General features: G+C 60.6%; 11 protein-coding genes. 8 read left to right on the top strand and 3 right to left on the bottom strand.

The window, feature by feature from the left end; translation table 11 throughout:
* Positions 1-16: 16 nt before the first annotated feature.
* The 7 genes from LZC95_34910 to LZC95_34880 all read left to right on the top strand — a co-directional run bounded on the left by LZC95_34910 (position 17) and on the right by LZC95_34880 (position 7,417).
* Positions 17-1,615, top strand: a complete 1,599-nt coding sequence (locus tag LZC95_34910; protein WXA91638.1) for an MBL fold metallo-hydrolase — start codon at positions 17-19, stop codon at positions 1,613-1,615.
* A 29-nt stretch (positions 1,616-1,644) separates the two neighbouring features.
* Positions 1,645-1,863 (top strand): MbtH family NRPS accessory protein, encoded by a 219-nt coding sequence (locus tag LZC95_34905; GenBank protein ID WXB00244.1) that lies wholly within the window; start codon positions 1,645-1,647, stop codon positions 1,861-1,863.
* Between the two features lie 121 nt (positions 1,864-1,984).
* On the top strand, positions 1,985-3,265 hold the full coding sequence (locus LZC95_34900; GenBank protein ID WXA91637.1) for an MATE family efflux transporter: 1,281 nt from the start codon (positions 1,985-1,987) through the stop codon (positions 3,263-3,265).
* Between the two features lie 11 nt (positions 3,266-3,276).
* Entirely contained in the window at positions 3,277-4,341 is a 1,065-nt protein-coding gene (locus LZC95_34895; protein ID WXA91636.1) for a TauD/TfdA family dioxygenase, read from the top strand.
* Positions 4,338-5,921 (top strand): long-chain-fatty-acid--CoA ligase, encoded by a 1,584-nt coding sequence (locus LZC95_34890; GenBank protein ID WXA91635.1) that lies wholly within the window; start codon positions 4,338-4,340, stop codon positions 5,919-5,921. Before LZC95_34895 ends, LZC95_34890 begins: the two co-directional genes overlap by 4 nt.
* Positions 5,922-6,582: 661 nt before the next feature.
* A complete protein-coding gene (locus LZC95_34885) occupies positions 6,583-7,014 on the top strand; it encodes a GFA family protein (GenBank protein ID WXA91634.1) in 432 nt (143 codons plus the stop codon).
* Positions 7,015-7,054: 40 nt separating this feature from the next.
* Positions 7,055-7,417, top strand: coding sequence for a VOC family protein (locus LZC95_34880; protein WXA91633.1), 363 nt, complete (start codon positions 7,055-7,057; stop codon positions 7,415-7,417).
* An 18-nt stretch (positions 7,418-7,435) separates the two neighbouring features.
* Here the strand turns inward: LZC95_34880 and LZC95_34875 are convergent, their stop codons facing one another.
* From LZC95_34875 to LZC95_34865, 3 genes are all read right to left on the bottom strand, one after another.
* On the bottom strand, positions 7,436-8,947 hold the full coding sequence (locus tag LZC95_34875) for an amidase (protein WXA91632.1): 1,512 nt from the start codon (positions 8,945-8,947) through the stop codon (positions 7,436-7,438).
* 138 nt (positions 8,948-9,085) lie between these two features.
* Complete coding sequence (locus tag LZC95_34870) at positions 9,086-10,516, bottom strand: cytochrome B6 (GenBank protein ID WXA91631.1); 1,431 nt, start codon at positions 10,514-10,516, stop codon at positions 9,086-9,088.
* A 535-nt stretch (positions 10,517-11,051) separates the two neighbouring features.
* Complete coding sequence (locus tag LZC95_34865; protein WXA91630.1) at positions 11,052-13,202, bottom strand: M1 family metallopeptidase; 2,151 nt, start codon at positions 13,200-13,202, stop codon at positions 11,052-11,054.
* Between the two features lie 559 nt (positions 13,203-13,761).
* On the opposite strand from LZC95_34865, the gene LZC95_34860 reads away from it, so the two are divergent.
* Positions 13,762-15,270 (top strand): hypothetical protein, encoded by a 1,509-nt coding sequence (locus tag LZC95_34860; GenBank protein ID WXA91629.1) that lies wholly within the window; start codon positions 13,762-13,764, stop codon positions 15,268-15,270.
* Positions 15,271-15,380: the final 110 nt, after the last annotated feature.

Here is a 15,380-nt window from a genome sequence, read left to right as displayed (position 1 = left end):
CCCCACGAGGTAAGTCATGCCCAACGAGCTCTTTTATCTTCGCCCCAATGTCGTCATCGAGCCGCTCTTCGCACGCTGGTACGCGTGGCTGCAGCTCATTTCGCCGATGACGGCGCCGCTCTTCCTCGTCCATCAACACCTCAAAATCATGCGCTCCTTCGTGGCCCAGCCCGAGTTGCACGTTGCGGCCATGCAGGATCCGCAGCTCATTGGTGGGCCTTATATCAATTATGGATCGGGCCAGGTCGGCGCGGTGCAGGCGCAGATTGACGAGACCACGCGCTCGTGCGCCACCATGATCGAATTCGCTGCGGCGCTCAAGTCACTCGACAGGATGCTCGCCGATCATGCCCTCGGAATGTCCCTCGAAGCGATCTATCCGCGCGTTCCGGACATTCTCCGCGGCTTCGTGGAGCTCGGCTACGACCTCGAGAACCATTTGTCGGTTCGCCTGCTCGAGGGCCTGCTCTACCGAAGTTCGCACTACCATGAGGCGGCGCAGAGCCTTCTCTTGTGGCGCATCGATCGGGACGAGCGGCCCTTCATCTTCAGCACCCCACGGCTCGGTGGGCCGGGCGAGCTCCCGCTCGAGCGCCCCTTCCGCGACACGGCGCTGGACGAGATTTGCGACTTGCGCCGTCGTCCCGCTCCCATCGGGCGCATTCTCGAGCTCCTCGACGTCGCGGGGGCGCCGGAAAGGGAGGAGTTGGTGCGTTCCTTTTTGACGCGCGAGCCTCCGGTTCCGGCGCCGCGCTTCGAAGGTGATGGGCTGCGCGTGCGCTATTTCGGGCATGCGTGCGTGCTCCTCGAGTCGAAAGGCGTCTCGGTGCTGACGGATCCCGCGCTGAGTTACCGCTATCCCACGGAGCTTCCGCGTTTCACCTTCGACGACCTGCCCGAGCGCATCGACTACGTGCTCATCACGCACGGCCATGCCGACCACCTGATGCTCGAAACGCTCCTGCCGCTGCGATCCCGGATCGGCACCATAGTCGTACCCAAGAGCAACGGGGAGCGGCAGGATCCGTCGCTCCGATTGGCGTTGCGCCACCTCGGTTTTCGGAACGTCGTCGAGCTCGACGAATTGGAAGACATCCCTTTCGAAGGCGGTTCCATCCTGGGTTTGCCCTTCCTCGGCGAGCACGGAGATCTGCACATTCGCTCCAAGCTCGCGTATGGTGTCCGGCTCGGCGGGCGCTGCGCCGTGATTGCGGCGGACTCCAATGTGCTCGAGCCCGAGCTTTATCGACACGTCAAAGAGGTGCTCGGCCCGGTGGACATTCTCTTCATCGGAATGGAATCCGAGGGCGCGCCATTGAGTTGGATCTACGGACCGCTCCTGTTCACGCCGCTGGCGCGCAAGATGGACCAATCGCGCCGGCTATCAGGCTCCAATGCGAAGCGTGCCGCGGCGCTGGTGGACTTGCTCCAGCCCCGGCACGTGCGCGTCTACGCCATGGGCCAAGAGCCATGGCTCGGCCACGTGATGGGGCTGAAGTACACGGATACCTCGCCGCAGATCGTTCAATCGAACGAGCTGCTCGCACACTGCCGCGCCTCCGGCATTGCTGCCGCGCGCCCGTATTGCATCGAGGAGATGCACCTCGCGCCATGACCACACCCTCAAGCAAAGTAGGAAATGCCATGTACGGAGACGACGACGAGATGATTTACCGCACCGTGGTCAATCACGAGGAGCAATACTCGATATGGCCGGCACACAAGCCGATTCCCGCCGGTTGGCGGGAAGCCGGAAAGAACGGCCCCAAGGCCGAATGCCTCGCGTACATCGAGGAAGTATGGACCGACATGCGCCCCCTCAGCCTTCGCCGCAAAATGGACGAGGCGCGAAGTGGCGATTGAAACGGCGCGAATGGATGACGCTGCGCCGTCGTATGCTACATCGAGAGGGGCGACATCCAGAGGGCGCTTTCGGGAAGCGCTCGAGATTGCCTTCCCCATCACGGCCGCTCAGTTCATGGTCATGATTGGAGGATTCATCAACAACGTGATGATCGCTCGGGTCGACAGCACGACCTTCGCCGCGGGGCTGCTCGTCAATTCCATTCAGCTCACCCTGGGCATGGTGGTATTCGGTTTGCTGTATTCCCTGAGTGCGCTCATCGGCACCGTCATCGGTGAAGCCAAAAATCCCGAAAGGGTAGGGCAGCTCTTCATCGCAGGCGCCGTCGTGTCTCTGGCACTCTCCATCCCATCGATGGCCGTACTCTTTTGGATCGAGCCACTCCTGCGGATGCTGGGTCAACCCGCCGCGATGGCCGACCTGTGCGCGCGATACTTTCGCCTCTACGTCTGGGCCGTCCCGGCCATGGGCATCGTCTCCGTTTACGTTCAATTCTTGCTTGGCACGTTCAAGCAAGCCATCGTGTTCCTCTACAGCATTGGCAGCATGGTTGTCTCCATCGCGCTGGGCTACGTGATGATCTTCGGTAAGCTCGGCCTACCAGCCATGGGCATTGAAGGCCTGGCCGGCGCGGCCGTGGTGACGGCCTGGCTTGCGGCTGCCGTTCTTACGTATTTCATTCTAGGACGACCCGAACATCGACAATACGCATTGCTCGCGTTCAAGGCTCGAGGCCTCCAAAGCGCCATCGCCAGCACCTTGAGGCTCGGGTTTCCGATATCCGTTCAGTCGGGCAACGAAATTTGCTCCTTCTTGATCACGAGCATCATGGTTGGCTGGCTCGGGATCGAAGCTCTCAGTGCTCAACAAGTCGCCACGCGGTACGTGATGATGTTGGTCATCCCCGTCATCGGCCTTTCGCAAGCCGCCTCCATGGTCGTCAGCCGCAGCTTCGGGGCCAAAAACCTGGCGGAGGTCAAACAGTACGGCGGGTTCTACGCGTCGATGGGCGTGACGTACTCCTTGATTGTGCTGGCGGCATTCGTTCTCGCACCGCGGATCTTCATCAAGGTCTTTCTCGAAGATACGCCGGAGAATGCAGGTCTCTTCGAAACACTGCCCATCATTCTCGTATGGATCGCCGTCGGGCAGGTGTTCGACGCCATTCGCAACGTCGTCACCGGCGCATTGCGCGGTTTGCAGGATACGAAATATCCCATGAACATGGCCATCCTGGCCATTTGGCCCATCGGTATCCCGCTGACGTATTTCATGGGCTTTGCATTGCATTGGGGATTGGTCGGTATTACCCTGGCTCGCAACGTCGTCATGGCCATTGGCTGTGGCGTTTTGCTTCTGCGCTGGCGAAGCAAGGTGGCGGCGTTGGGCGCTTCCGCCTAAGGAAAACGCGAATGATCGACAATACGATGTTCGAGATCGATGATGACCGGTTGCCTGCCATCGTGCAACCTCGTAACGGTCGCAGTGCCCATAGCTTGGATGCATTGGTCACATGGTGCCGAGCGCATCAACCGGATGTAAAAGAGCTGCTCCAACGCAAGGGCGCCATTCTGTTCCGAGGTTTCGAGGTGCGCAGCGCGGAGGATTTTGCACACGTCGCGCGTGCTATCTCAGAGGGCTCAGAGGGCTCAGAGGGCTCGCGGGCCTCGCAAGATGGTCTCGTCGAGTACGTAGCCGGCGTGGCGCGCCGAAAGAAAATCACCGACGGTATTTATACATCGACCGAATATCCGTCGCACGTCGATATGCCGTGCCACAACGAGTTGTCGCATACCAAAGACTGGATTGCGCTCATCTTCTTCTTCTGCCAGGTCGCCCCGAAAGAACGCGGTGAGACGCCCCTGGTCGATGGTCGTGAGGTCGTTCGAGGAATGAAACCCGAGACGGCCGCCCTGTTTCGGGAAAAACGAGTCACCTACGTGCGCTTCCTCCACTGCGGTGACGGCTCGGGAATCCTCGAGAACAACGTCCGCGTGCTCGATGCGAGCGGATATCCCTATAGCGTATCCTGGCAACACACGTATGGCACGACCGACAAATCGGTCGTCGAGGCGAACGCAAAGCGCGTCGGCGCAGACATCGAGTGGACATCGTCGAACGATTTGATTTGGAGGGAGACGGTCCAAGCCATCCGGCGCCACCCGGAGACGCGCGAGGAAAGCTGGTTCAGCCATGTCGTCAACTTTCACCCGTCACGCATGGCACCGGCGGTTCGCAAGCGCATACCCGAGAAGGAATATCCAAGGAACGTCGTGTTCGGCGATGGAACGCCCATCGCGGACTCCATCGTCGATGAGATTCGAGACTGCGTGGCAAAGGGCGAAAAGCTCTTCGCCTGGCAAAAGGGCGATGTCCTGATGATCGACAACGTTCTCGTCGCCCACGGCCGAAGAACATTCGAAGGACCCCGAACGATTTTGACCGCTATGGCAGGATTGAGAGAGGATTCACGATGAAGCTATTGGACGGAGTCGATACCCTCGGCGGATTGCTGGAGATCGTTCGCCGGGTTCATGGCGAGAAGGTGGCGCTCGTGGTCGACGACGCCACCCTGACGTACGCCGAGCTCGATCTTCGGTCGACCCAGGCGGCGCACGCGCTCGAACGCGATGCGATGGGCGCGGGCGATCGCATCGCGGTCCTTGGAAAGGGTTCCCTGTCGTCGGTCTCGCTGATGTTCGGTGCCGCCAAGGCACGCGCCATCTACGTGCCAATCAATTCGCGATTGGCCCCAAAGGAAATTGCCTACATCCTCGCGCATGCCGAGCCAAAGCTTCTCATGGTCGACGCCGAGTGCCTCGATCTTTTGCCCCGCATCGCCGCCGAAGCGGGGCAGCTCCCCAAGCTGCTCGCAACGGTCCCGAACGGCGTAGGCCTCGAGGTCTTCGATGAATGGCTCGAGGGGACGCCCTCATCCATGCCATCGCGTTCGTACGCCGCCGAAGATGCCGTGGTCACGCTCTACACGAGCGGCACCACCGGTCATCCAAAGGGGGTTCGCCTCTCGAGCCGCTCGCTCCTGGGCGTGGCGCAGGCTCTGCGCGCCGCAGGCGATCCTTGGTTCGGGTGGAATGACCGAACGGTGAGCATGGTATCCCAGCCGGCCTTTCACATTGGCGGCGTCTGGTGGCTCGTTCAAGGACTGAGCCAAGGAAGCACCAATGTTCTTTTGCGCGGCTTCGATGCCAAACAAGTCTTGCGCATCATTCCAAAGTACCGCGTGGCAACCACGTGTATGGCCCCGGCCATGATCCAGCTGCTTCTCTTGGAGCCGGGATGCCGCGAGGTCGACTTTTCGTCCCTTCGGGCCATCAATTATGGCGGCTCGACGTGCCCCACCGCCCTTTTGCGCGAGGCCATGGAGGTCTTCGGCTGCGGATTCTGCAACGCGTATGGGAGCACCGAGACGGGAAACGTCGTCGTATCCCTGCGACCCGAAGAGCATCTCGAGGCAAGCGACCAGCGCCTGCGCGCCGTCGGCAAGCCCATGCCGGGCGTCGAAGTGCGCATCCTCGACGAAAATTGGGAAGATGTCGGCACGGGCGCTACGGGCCACATCGCCGTCCGTTCCCCCTCCAACATGATCGATTATTGGAAAAACGACGAGGCCACGCGCTCCACCTTGGTCGATGGCTGGCTCATGACGGGCGACGCAGGCTTCCGCGACGAAGAGGGCTACATCCACGTATCGGATCGCATTCGCGACATGATCATCAGCGCCGGCGAAAAGATCTTTCCCGCCGAAGTCGAAAACGTCATTCGGACGCACCCCGGGGTCGAAGACGTCGCCGTCATCGGCGTTCCCGACCCACTCTGGGGCGAAGCCGTGCGCGCCCTCGTCGTCGTCGCCGCCGGCACCGCGGGTACCGCATTGCGCCCGGGCGACATCATTCGATATGTACGCGGCCGCGTTGGCGAATACAAAGTACCGCGTGCCGTCGAATTCGTGGAATCGCTTCCGAGAAACGCCGCGGGAAAAATCCTCAAACGGGAGCTTCGCGAGCCATACTGGCGCGGCCAAGATCGTCGGATCTGATCTCCTACGGAGATCTCTTGGAAGTGTCGGCATTCGTGCCGGCGCAATCCCCATCAAGTAGAAGCATGGCGGCGAACCCACGAACGCAGGTTGCCGCCAGCTCTCAATCCATTTACTCTTGCTTGGCTACGCTGGTTTGGCCGACTTTCATCAGCTTGTCCGGCAATTGGCCGGTCCAGCTTTGCCTATCAGCTCACCCGAGAAGCCCTCCGAGAAGTTGCTTCAATAGGTCCAGAATCGCGCCAATCAGGTCCATGGTATTCCCCCCCTTGTGTCTTGTGTCCACTTCCGTTGCGGAAGCGACAATGGGATCCCAGCAATAATCGTGCTTCGCGTTCCGTTCCGCTATGTGCCCGAAAAGACATCGATGTATGCTCGCGAATCCGCGGCAATTTGCCCCGCGAGTGACGAATTTATCGCACTCTCGGTTACAATGTCTCCACGGCCAGCGCGCTTTCCGCCCGGTGAGCGAAGCTCGGCAGAGCTTAGGATCGGCGTGGGCATGGCGCGCAGGAGACCACTGACCCAAGCGAATGAGCGGCGTTGCTTTAGCCGAAGCGTGTAATAGCCATTTGCTGCAAACGATACTCTTCCGCATGCGGAGCACGGAACGCGCTTTACGTTCGCACGCGTGGGCCGACAACGAGAAGGAGGGACTGCCATGAGCGATCCGAGCTATCGAGGTACCTGTTTTTGCGGAGCGGTCGAGATTCGCGTGACCGGGACGCCCAAGGCGATGGGCTACTGCCATTGCGCGTCCTGCCGCGCCTGGTCCGCGGCGCCCGTGAATGCGTTTTCATTGTGGAGTCCAGAAAGCGTGAGCGTCACCAAGGGAGCGGAGCACGTGGGCGAATTTCACAAGACGCCGCAGAGCCATCGGCAATTTTGCAGGGTGTGCGGCGGGCACATTCTGGCCCAGCACCCACCGTGGAATCTCGTCGACGTGTACTCGGCCGTGATTCCCGATTTCGAGCATCGCCCTGCCTTGCATGTCAATTACCAAGAAAAGGTCCTCTCGGTGCGAGACGGGCTTCCCAAGTTCAAAGACTTGCCCAAAGATTTTGGCGGCTCGGGCGAAATGCTGCCCGAGTGAGGGGACCCGCGGGCGGGCCGAAAGTGTAAGATGCGCACTCATGACCCAGCGCCACAAAGATCGCCAGATCAATTTCATCGAGCTGCCCGCCCGCGATGTCGCCGCCTCCAAAAAGTTCTACTCGGCGATCTTTGGCTGGACGTACCAAGACTACGGTGACGACTACGCAGACATCTGCGACGCAGGAATCTCCGCCGGTCTCAATGGCGAACCTGACTCCGCCGCCAAAAAGCCCCTGGTCATCATGTATTCGTCCAATCTCGAAGACGCGCGCGCACGCGTCGTCAAGGCGGGCGGCAAAATCACCAAAGACATTTTCTCATTCCCCGGCGGCCGCCGGTTTCACTTCACCGATCCCTCGGGAAACGAACTCGCCATCTGGTCCGACGCCGGCATCGAATAACGCGTGCTTCGTTCGACGTCAGGTCGACCGACTCACGCGCTCCGCGGCGAGGGCGATGGGCAGCAAGGTTTCATCCTCGCCGCTGGGCATCGAAAGGAGCAGGCTGGTGGGCAATCCCGCGCCATCGACGCCCGTGGGAAGGGCGACGCCCGGCATATCGAGGAAGCTTCCCAGCATGGTGAGGCGCAGGGTTGCCAGGTTCGTTTTGAAGAACAGGTCCATGTCCTTTTCCAGCGGCGCCAATTCGGGGGCGACATGGGCGACGGTCGGAAGGACCAGCACGGCGCCACGGAGCTCGTGACGAATTCTCGGGATCAGCGCTTCGCGGGCCCACGAGAGGTTCACGTAATCGCTTGCTCGGAAATTGCGTGCGCTTTCCAACCTTTTTCGAACGCGGGGGTCCATGCGTTCCGCGTCCTTCGAAAGGAGCAAGGATTCGTGGATGGCGAGGGCCTCGGGAGCGGCCAGCCAGCCATAGCGCTCGATGAGCCCCGATACCTCGTGCAACGAATCCACCCGGCGCCGTTCGATGCGGGCACCGCGGCTGCGGAACGCCTCGAGGGCGCGCTCGAGGTTCGTTCGAACACTGGGCTCGACGCGGGCATCTTGCAGGATGACGTCGTCCACGACGAAGCGTTGCTGGCCCAGATCTGCAGCAGGAGGACGCCGGAGCGCTGCGTTTTCTCGGCCACGAAAAATGCCATCGAGGAGGATGGCATCCTCCACGTTATGGGTCAGAGGACCCAAGGAGTCGAGTGTACGCGAAAGTGGAAATACGCCTTCGCGTGAGTAGTGCTGGCTCGAAGATTTGAATCCAACGAGACCGTTGAACGCTGCCGGGACTCGAATGGATCCCGCCGTGTCGGTGCCCATCGCCAAGGGAACGGTGCCCGTCGCAACCGCCACCGCGGAGCCGGACGAGGATCCTCCCGGCACGCGCGCGGTGCGCGCATCGTACGGATTGCGCGGCGTGCCAAAGTGAGGATTGATGCCAATTCCCGAAAAGGCGAATTCCACCAAATTGGTCTTCCCGAGGCAGACCAAGCCCGCGCGGGAAGCCATTGCGACGAGCTTTGCATCGGCCTGCGCCGGGGGATGATTCGCAAATACGGCCGCCCCTGCGGTCGTCACGGTGTCCCGAATATCGAACAAATCTTTCCAAGCAATGGGCACTCCATCGAGCGGCCCCAGCGGCGTCCCGCGCCGCCAACGTTCGGCTGCCGCCTTGGCCTCGGAGCGCGCGCGATCCGGCGTGAGTGAGATGAACACGCCCTCCGCTTTGGCGGCCTTCGCAAGATAGAACTCGAGCGCGTCGACGGGCGAGATCTTGCCTGCCTCGAACGCGCGACCGAGCTCCGCTCCGCTCATCAGCGGGCTCTCCCTCGGTGTGACCGCGTTCGATTGGCCGGCCTGCGCACCGCGACCCGCCGCCGCCACACAAGAGAGGACTGTGCCAGACGACAGACCGATGCCCGCGAGGGCGAGACCGTGCTGAAGGAAACGCCGGCGTGTGCAGTCGTGTGGGCTCATAGGCTACTTTTCGCGGCGGGATCGCGGCGACAAGCATCGCATCACGCGCGAGACGCGTCGAGCACCACGTGCATGGCACCGCGGGACGTTCGCCGCGGTCGACCCGGGCGAACGTCCCACGGACTCATCGTATTCGAATCACAGAGCGCAGAGGTAGGAGACGAGATCTTCCTTCTCGGCCGTCGAGAGTCGGAGACCCAAGATGAGATTGAAGAACTCCACGGTATCCTCGAGGGTGAGAAGCCGCCCGTCGTGGAGATAGGGAGGCGTATCTTTGATTCCGCGCAGGCTGAATGTCTTGATCGGACCGTCGTCCTTCGTTTGCTGTCCGTTGACCATGCGATGGTTGAAGAATCGTTCAGCCTGGAGATCGTGCATGGAATTGTCGGTGAACCCGGCGCCATCGTGACAGGAAGCGCACTTGGCTTTGCCGAAGAACAAACTTTCGCCGCGCAATTCTGCATTGCTTGCATGATGGCGATCGAGTTTGCCGAAGACGTCAAGATTCGAAGGCGGAAAGTCGATGATGCGTATCATTTCCGCCATGGCATGAACCTGCGTCGCGCGATCGAGCGTGTTGACGCCTTTGCGGGTCGCCGCCTCGGGATCGCCGTCGAAGTAGGCCGCGCGTTGTTCGAACTCGGTGAAATCCTCCACGCTCTCGAGTCCTCGCTGCGAGCCGAAGATCTGCTGGATGTTGGTTCCGCGGAGCGCAGGAGTATCGATGCGGTTGCGCATGGCCTGGGGACGAATGTCCCCCACCAGGTGAAATGCGCCGTTGGTGGAGCCATTGATGTGGCAATCGAAGCAGGAAACACCCAGGCTGGGACGCTCCGAGCGTCGATCCGTGGTCAGATTGAATTGCGCCTGAGCAAAGGGTGTGAGCAAAAGGCGCATTCCGTCGAGCTGCTTCGGATTTAGAATATCCTTGAACAGGACGTAGAAATTCTCGGTGGTGATCAATTGTCCACGCGAGACGTCCCCGAGATCTTTTCGCGTACTCAGGAACATCGCCGCGGGAAACTCGGCCAGGAAATGCTCGGGAATGTCGAAATCCAAATCGAAGCGCTGGAGGTCGCGTCCGGTCTGCTGTTTGAGATCGGCGATGGTCGACGCCGGAAACACCATTCCCCCCTCTTGATGGTTCACGTGAGGCAAGGGGAAAAACCCCGCAGGGAACAGATCGGCTGACTTGATGGCCGCGGGCGTCATGGAGGCAAGCTGCTGCCATGTGACGCCGGGGGGAAGCTTGACGCGAATCCCCGCTTGTGCGGGCTTTCCGCGCGACATCTTGCACGAAGTGGAAGGACGATTCGACAAATCGTAACGCATCTCCAGCAGCGACAGCTGCCGTCGTTCGATTTCCGGCTTCAGAACCTTGGCATTCGCCATGAACTTGGCGAAATCTCCGTTGAAGTCATCGAGTGTCGGCTGCGGCATCGTGGGATTCGGAAACACACGATCGTATACGGAGTCCTGCGCGTTGGAACTCGTGACGGCACCGTCGCTGCATGCGGCAAGGACTGCGGCGAACAGCAGCGAAGAGCTAACACCGAGCAAACATTTCATGCTGCCTCCTGATGGTGAGGTCGGACGCTTCGGTTGCATCTTTCCAAAACAAAGCAAAGCCGTGTCGGGACGGAGGCTTTTCAATGTGATGGAAACGTTTTCTTTGCAACGCTTGCGGTCGGTCTATTTCATGGAATCACAGCGTTTTCGGAATTCCGTCCACAAGTTGTATACGCCACGACGCACGACTCGACGAAGCAGATTTTGTTTTTCTCGTTTTGCGCGATTGCATGCTCGGCGAATACAGCCGAGGCATTGGTTCGCTAAGATGTATTCGTGTATTCAGGTTTGGTGTAATTGATATTGATTACCAAATGCGAATGTGGCTCATCGGTGGTGGCGCCATTCGTCGTTGGTCATTGGAGGGCGGCGCTTTGTTGTTGTTGTAGCAACAATTGTTGCGCTTTCGGCGGAGATCCTGTGTTTGGGTCCCACCACCGAGGACACTTCGCTTCTTGGTAATCGAGAAGGCGTTCCCGCGCGTGTCTCGACGCGCGGGAACGGTGTCAGCGGCAACGTCGTTGCGGCTCGGCGCTCAGCGCGACGCGTTTTCGCGCAGCATCAGGTCTCCCTGATAGTGCAACGAATGCGTGAGCATCGACGATTCCGCCGAAAGCGCCGGCGCGGCGGGCAAGTTGATCACAGCCTTGATCTGATCGAACTGCGCTTGCGAAATGAGCCCGGCGTTGAACAGGCGCGACGCATCGTTGACGATGTTCGAGAGCAGCGGCTTGTTGTTGGCAACCGCTTGCACCTTGGCCAGCAGCGCGCTCCACGACGGGCCGCTGTAGTTCGTCACGTAATAATCCAGACCCGTCGGATTGGCGATCACCGCCGTGCAGCCCGGCAATTCGATCTGCTTGGCGTTGGCCGACAGCTCGATGGTCTTGCTCTCTTGCAGCGCATTGCCGTAAGCAAGCGTCAAAGGAATGTTCCACTTCGACGCCGGATACGCATTCTGATTGGGGAATGCCTCCTGCTTGACCGAGACATAGGTCTTGTTCCCCGCGCATTGGGCGTCGATGGTCACCAGCGGCATACCGGTCTGGCGGATGAAGCTGTCGCCGATGTCGGCCACCTTCTTGCCACTGCCCTGTTCGAGCGAACTCCATAGCCGCGCCGGCGTGGCGTTCCCGAAGCCGTAGTTCTTCAGGTAGATCTGGAGTCCCTTCTTCATTCCTTCGGCGCCGAGATAATTCTCGAGCATCTGCAGGATGTAATTGCCCTTGGTGTAGACGAAGATGCCGGGATTGATGAACCCGAAGGAGCCGGCATCGCTCAGGTTGCGTTGCACCGGCACCGCCGTGCTGCGAACGTCCGCGCTGAATACGCCGACCTTGTTGTTTGCATAATCGGTAAAGGTCATGTACTCGGGGTGGAACTCGATCACGGTGCGGAACCCGAGCCAGGTCGCGAACGATTCGTTGAGCCAGACATCGTCCCACCAGTCCGGCGTCACCAGATCGCCGAACCATTGATGCGCGATTTCATGGGTCACGACATAGACGGCATACGGGGAGGGCCGGTCGCCGGGCTTGGTCAACACCGCATTGGCAAACTCGAAGATGGCGCCCCAGTTCTCCATGCCGCCAAAGCCCGTGTTGGGCTTGTTGTTGTAGCTGTCGTTCGCCGTGATCGTGTCGAACTTGGTGAACGGCTGCGGAATGCCCGTGTATTTGTAATAGAAGTCCATCGACTCCTTGGTCCACTGCATCGCGAAGTTGGCCCAGGTGGAGTGGCCGGGCGGCGTGAACCAGCGCAGGTGCACTTGGCTCCCATCCAGCGGATTCGTGAAATTGTCCTCGAGGGTATCGAATTTGCCGCCGCCGAAGAAGAGCAGATAGGTCGGCATCGCCGGCGTCTTCTCGAACGACACCTGCTGGTAGCCGTCGGGCAAGGGGATGGGCGTGTTCGGTGCGCCGTTCGACACGGCTTTCCATGCTCCCGGCACCTCGGCGGTGACCTCGAAGGTCAAGCGGAACGCCGGCTCGTCCCAGCCGGGAAACCACTGGCGCGCATAGTTCGTTTCGCCCTGCGTGACGATTGCATCGCTCGTCACGCCGTCGGGCGAGGAGAGTCCAACTTTGAAGATACCCGTGGCCGCGGAGCAAAGCGGATTGCGTGCGACCTCGTCCGGCGGGCAGTATTCCGCATCGGAGAACTGGATTTTGCCATCCCACTCCATGTGCAACTGGTACTTGCCCGGGCCAATCTGCCCGTCGCTCAAGCGCAATTGGACGAAATCGCCCTGCGTCTGCGGGGTCGGGATCAACGAAATCACCTTCGACGCGTCGGGCAGTGCACGCAACGTGGTGCGACCTTTGGCAAAATTGAGGTTGCGCGCCGCGACCGTAATTGCGCTAACGGGTTCGAGTACGTCGATTTCGACGTCCGCCCTTCCGGTAAAGGTCTTGAGCGCCGCATCAGGGCGGAACCACAGTTTGTAATTCTTCGGCCAGATCGTGTCGGGCATTTCCATGGGCTTGGCCGACTTGTCGATCTTGGCGACGTTGTTATTTCCCGGGGTGTCCGGGAGATCGTGGCGCGGTGTGTCGCCTTTGTCGCTTTTGTTGCCTTGGTACCCAAGGCCGGAAGCGTCATCCCCAGTGCTGCACGCGGCCATCGGGGCCAGCGCAATCGTGCCAATCGCGATTTTCGTGATGACGGGTTTGAAGACCGATTTCATGGCTTCCCTTCCTTGTACGTATGATCGCGTTCACGCGGCGCGCCGCATGAATCGCAAATAAGACCCCGGCCGACGGTAGGGGCCACATGGGGATGATTTCCAGATCGACGCGCAGAAAAAAGGCCGTGCGCGATAGGTCAATTCGCTCTTGTCGTATTTATGATGACCGCGAACCGTTAGTCATGGATACACCGCGCGTTGCGAATTTGACGCTCGCGACGAGCGAAAAAGCTCCCTCCGGAACGTCAGTTCGTACGAGGGGCCGACTTAATTGCAACCTATTTTCGGACCGCGCTCTTTCCGAGGGCATCACCCAATTGCCGAAGCATCACGCTGAAGTAGCGGCGTGGTGTGCGTGTAACATCGCTGGTTGTCGTGAACTTCAATGGATCGCTCATGAACGTACGCGCGAGGAAGTGCAATTAGGTCATCGAGTCGGGTTGCTGCGCCACGATTTTGCAGTGCTGCAATCCTAAAATGGACTTTGAATTGGCGCGGACGACAAATGGCCTCCGCGATGCTTGACGGTAGCGCGTGCCATGGTAGCGCCCTTCGCGTCATGAATAAGTTTTTGCCCTTCGCGGTCTTCGTCTGTGCCGTTGCGTGTGGCGCGAGCGCGCCGGACTCGCCGCAGGTCGTTGGCGACGCATCCACCGATGCCGGTGCGACGGGCGTCAATGACGCGTTCGCGGAGGCCTCCACGCAAGCCGCAGACATTCCCGTTCACGTACGGACGGACCTCGCGTATTGGTCGACCATATCGGCATCGCGTGCGGGCGATGGACTCGTTCACCTCGTCGTCGCGCAGTCTTCCGTTGCGGATTATCGATTACCGCCATCCTATTCGTGGGTCGATGCCGAATCCGATGGGCGCATCGCCAGGGACGGCGCATTCAACGCTGCCGCGGGCGCAAGCTTGTCGCCCATCGTCACCTTCGGCGATGACCATGACTGGTTCATGGATGCTCCGTCGCCGCGGGCGCGCCCGACGGGGGAGGGCACGCGCCCGCAGCTGCTCAATCTGTCGCCCGCACGGCCTTCGGACGCAGGAGCCATGCGCCCGCTGCCGTTTCTCTTGGCCGACGGGCTCGCAGGCGAGATGGACATGAATGTGTATCGTGCTCGCTGCGCGTCGAAGGACCCCGTCTTCGTCTACGACAAGCTCGGAGCGACCGCGTACGTGCGTGTCTGGCACCTCGCCAATGGAGAGGACGTGGTCATCGCGACGAACTGCGGGTTCACACGATGGCTCAAGCTCGCAGCGGACGGTACTCGGCTCGCCGACGCCACCCTTGCCGACTTCTCTGGTGTCGAGTTTACGCCACCTTCTGTGGCATTCGTCCCATTCGAGCCGATGGCGACTGCGTTGGATGTCGAGGCCGATGGTGCAACCACCGTCGTTCTCGATATCCAGGATGGTTGGAACTGGAGCGCGGTTCTGGCCGCAATGGGGCTGCCTTACCAAGAGCCACGAACGAGTCGAAAGGTGGTCATTCACCTCGATGCCCAGGGAACCCCGGAATGGCGGGCGGTTCTGACCTCGGACGCATCGCGTCGTTGCTCGCTGGTGGTAAGGTCGCCCACCGCGGTTCATGTCATGGGGCGGAGCCACCGCGAGACCGAGCGCCCTGGCGACACCCTTGAATCGGACGTTTGGATCGCATCGCTCGATCCGACCACGGGGGCGCTCTCGCGGGAGCGTGTGGTCGATATCGACAAAGAGGACTGGCCCGATTCCGCCATCGCGGATCCGCGCGGCGGTCTTATTCTCGCACTGAGGACCGGCGCCGTTCAGGTCGATAGTGGTAGTATCGTGACGTACCCGGACGTGGTCTTGATGGCGTTCGACGACCAGCTTGCCGAACGAGACCGCTTCCGATTTGGAAGCCCGCGCGCCGACGAGGTGAGCACATTGTCGTGGCTCGATGATGGGCGGCTCCTGGTTGCCGGGAGTTGGGACGGCCCCATTACGCATACGCCCGACGCCGAACGTCACGCTTCGGGATTCTGGGCCGCCCTTCCGCTCGACAACTGGGGAACGCGAACCGTCGTCCCGCGATCTTGGTAATCCTGAATACCGGATTGTTACGGATTCGTGGAGCCATACCAATCGGATGGGAAAGCGAGCAGGGCCAAGCGCGGAACGCGGCGGGATGGCGTGATAGGCGGGGGCTATCA

The organism is Sorangiineae bacterium MSr12523 (assembly GCA_037157775.1).
Taxonomy (GTDB): Bacteria; Myxococcota_A; Polyangia; order Polyangiales; family Polyangiaceae; genus Pendulispora; species Pendulispora brunnea.
The sequence above is the reverse complement of the archived record's forward strand: the minus strand, read 5'-3'. Positions and strand labels throughout refer to the sequence as shown.

What these genes read in the sequence shown, in the direction of transcription:
- LZC95_34890 (WXA91635.1), top strand. Translation starts at nt 4,338, where the DNA reads ATGAAGCTATTGGACGGAGTCGATACCCTCGGCGGATTGCTGGAGATC.
- LZC95_34860 (WXA91629.1), top strand. Translation starts at nt 13,762, where the DNA reads ATGAATAAGTTTTTGCCCTTCGCGGTCTTCGTCTGTGCCGTTGCGTGT.
- LZC95_34875 (WXA91632.1), bottom strand. Translation starts at nt 8,947, where the DNA reads ATGAGCCCACACGACTGCACACGCCGGCGTTTCCTTCAGCACGGTCTC.
- LZC95_34895 (WXA91636.1), top strand. Translation starts at nt 3,277, where the DNA reads ATGATCGACAATACGATGTTCGAGATCGATGATGACCGGTTGCCTGCC.
- LZC95_34870 (WXA91631.1), bottom strand. Translation starts at nt 10,516, where the DNA reads ATGAAATGTTTGCTCGGTGTTAGCTCTTCGCTGCTGTTCGCCGCAGTC.
- LZC95_34865 (WXA91630.1), bottom strand. Translation starts at nt 13,202, where the DNA reads ATGAAATCGGTCTTCAAACCCGTCATCACGAAAATCGCGATTGGCACG.
- LZC95_34880 (WXA91633.1), top strand. Translation starts at nt 7,055, where the DNA reads ATGACCCAGCGCCACAAAGATCGCCAGATCAATTTCATCGAGCTGCCC.
- LZC95_34905 (WXB00244.1), top strand. Translation starts at nt 1,645, where the DNA reads ATGTACGGAGACGACGACGAGATGATTTACCGCACCGTGGTCAATCAC.
- LZC95_34900 (WXA91637.1), top strand. Translation starts at nt 1,985, where the DNA reads ATGATTGGAGGATTCATCAACAACGTGATGATCGCTCGGGTCGACAGC.
- LZC95_34885 (WXA91634.1), top strand. Translation starts at nt 6,583, where the DNA reads ATGAGCGATCCGAGCTATCGAGGTACCTGTTTTTGCGGAGCGGTCGAG.
- LZC95_34910 (WXA91638.1), top strand. Translation starts at nt 17, where the DNA reads ATGCCCAACGAGCTCTTTTATCTTCGCCCCAATGTCGTCATCGAGCCG.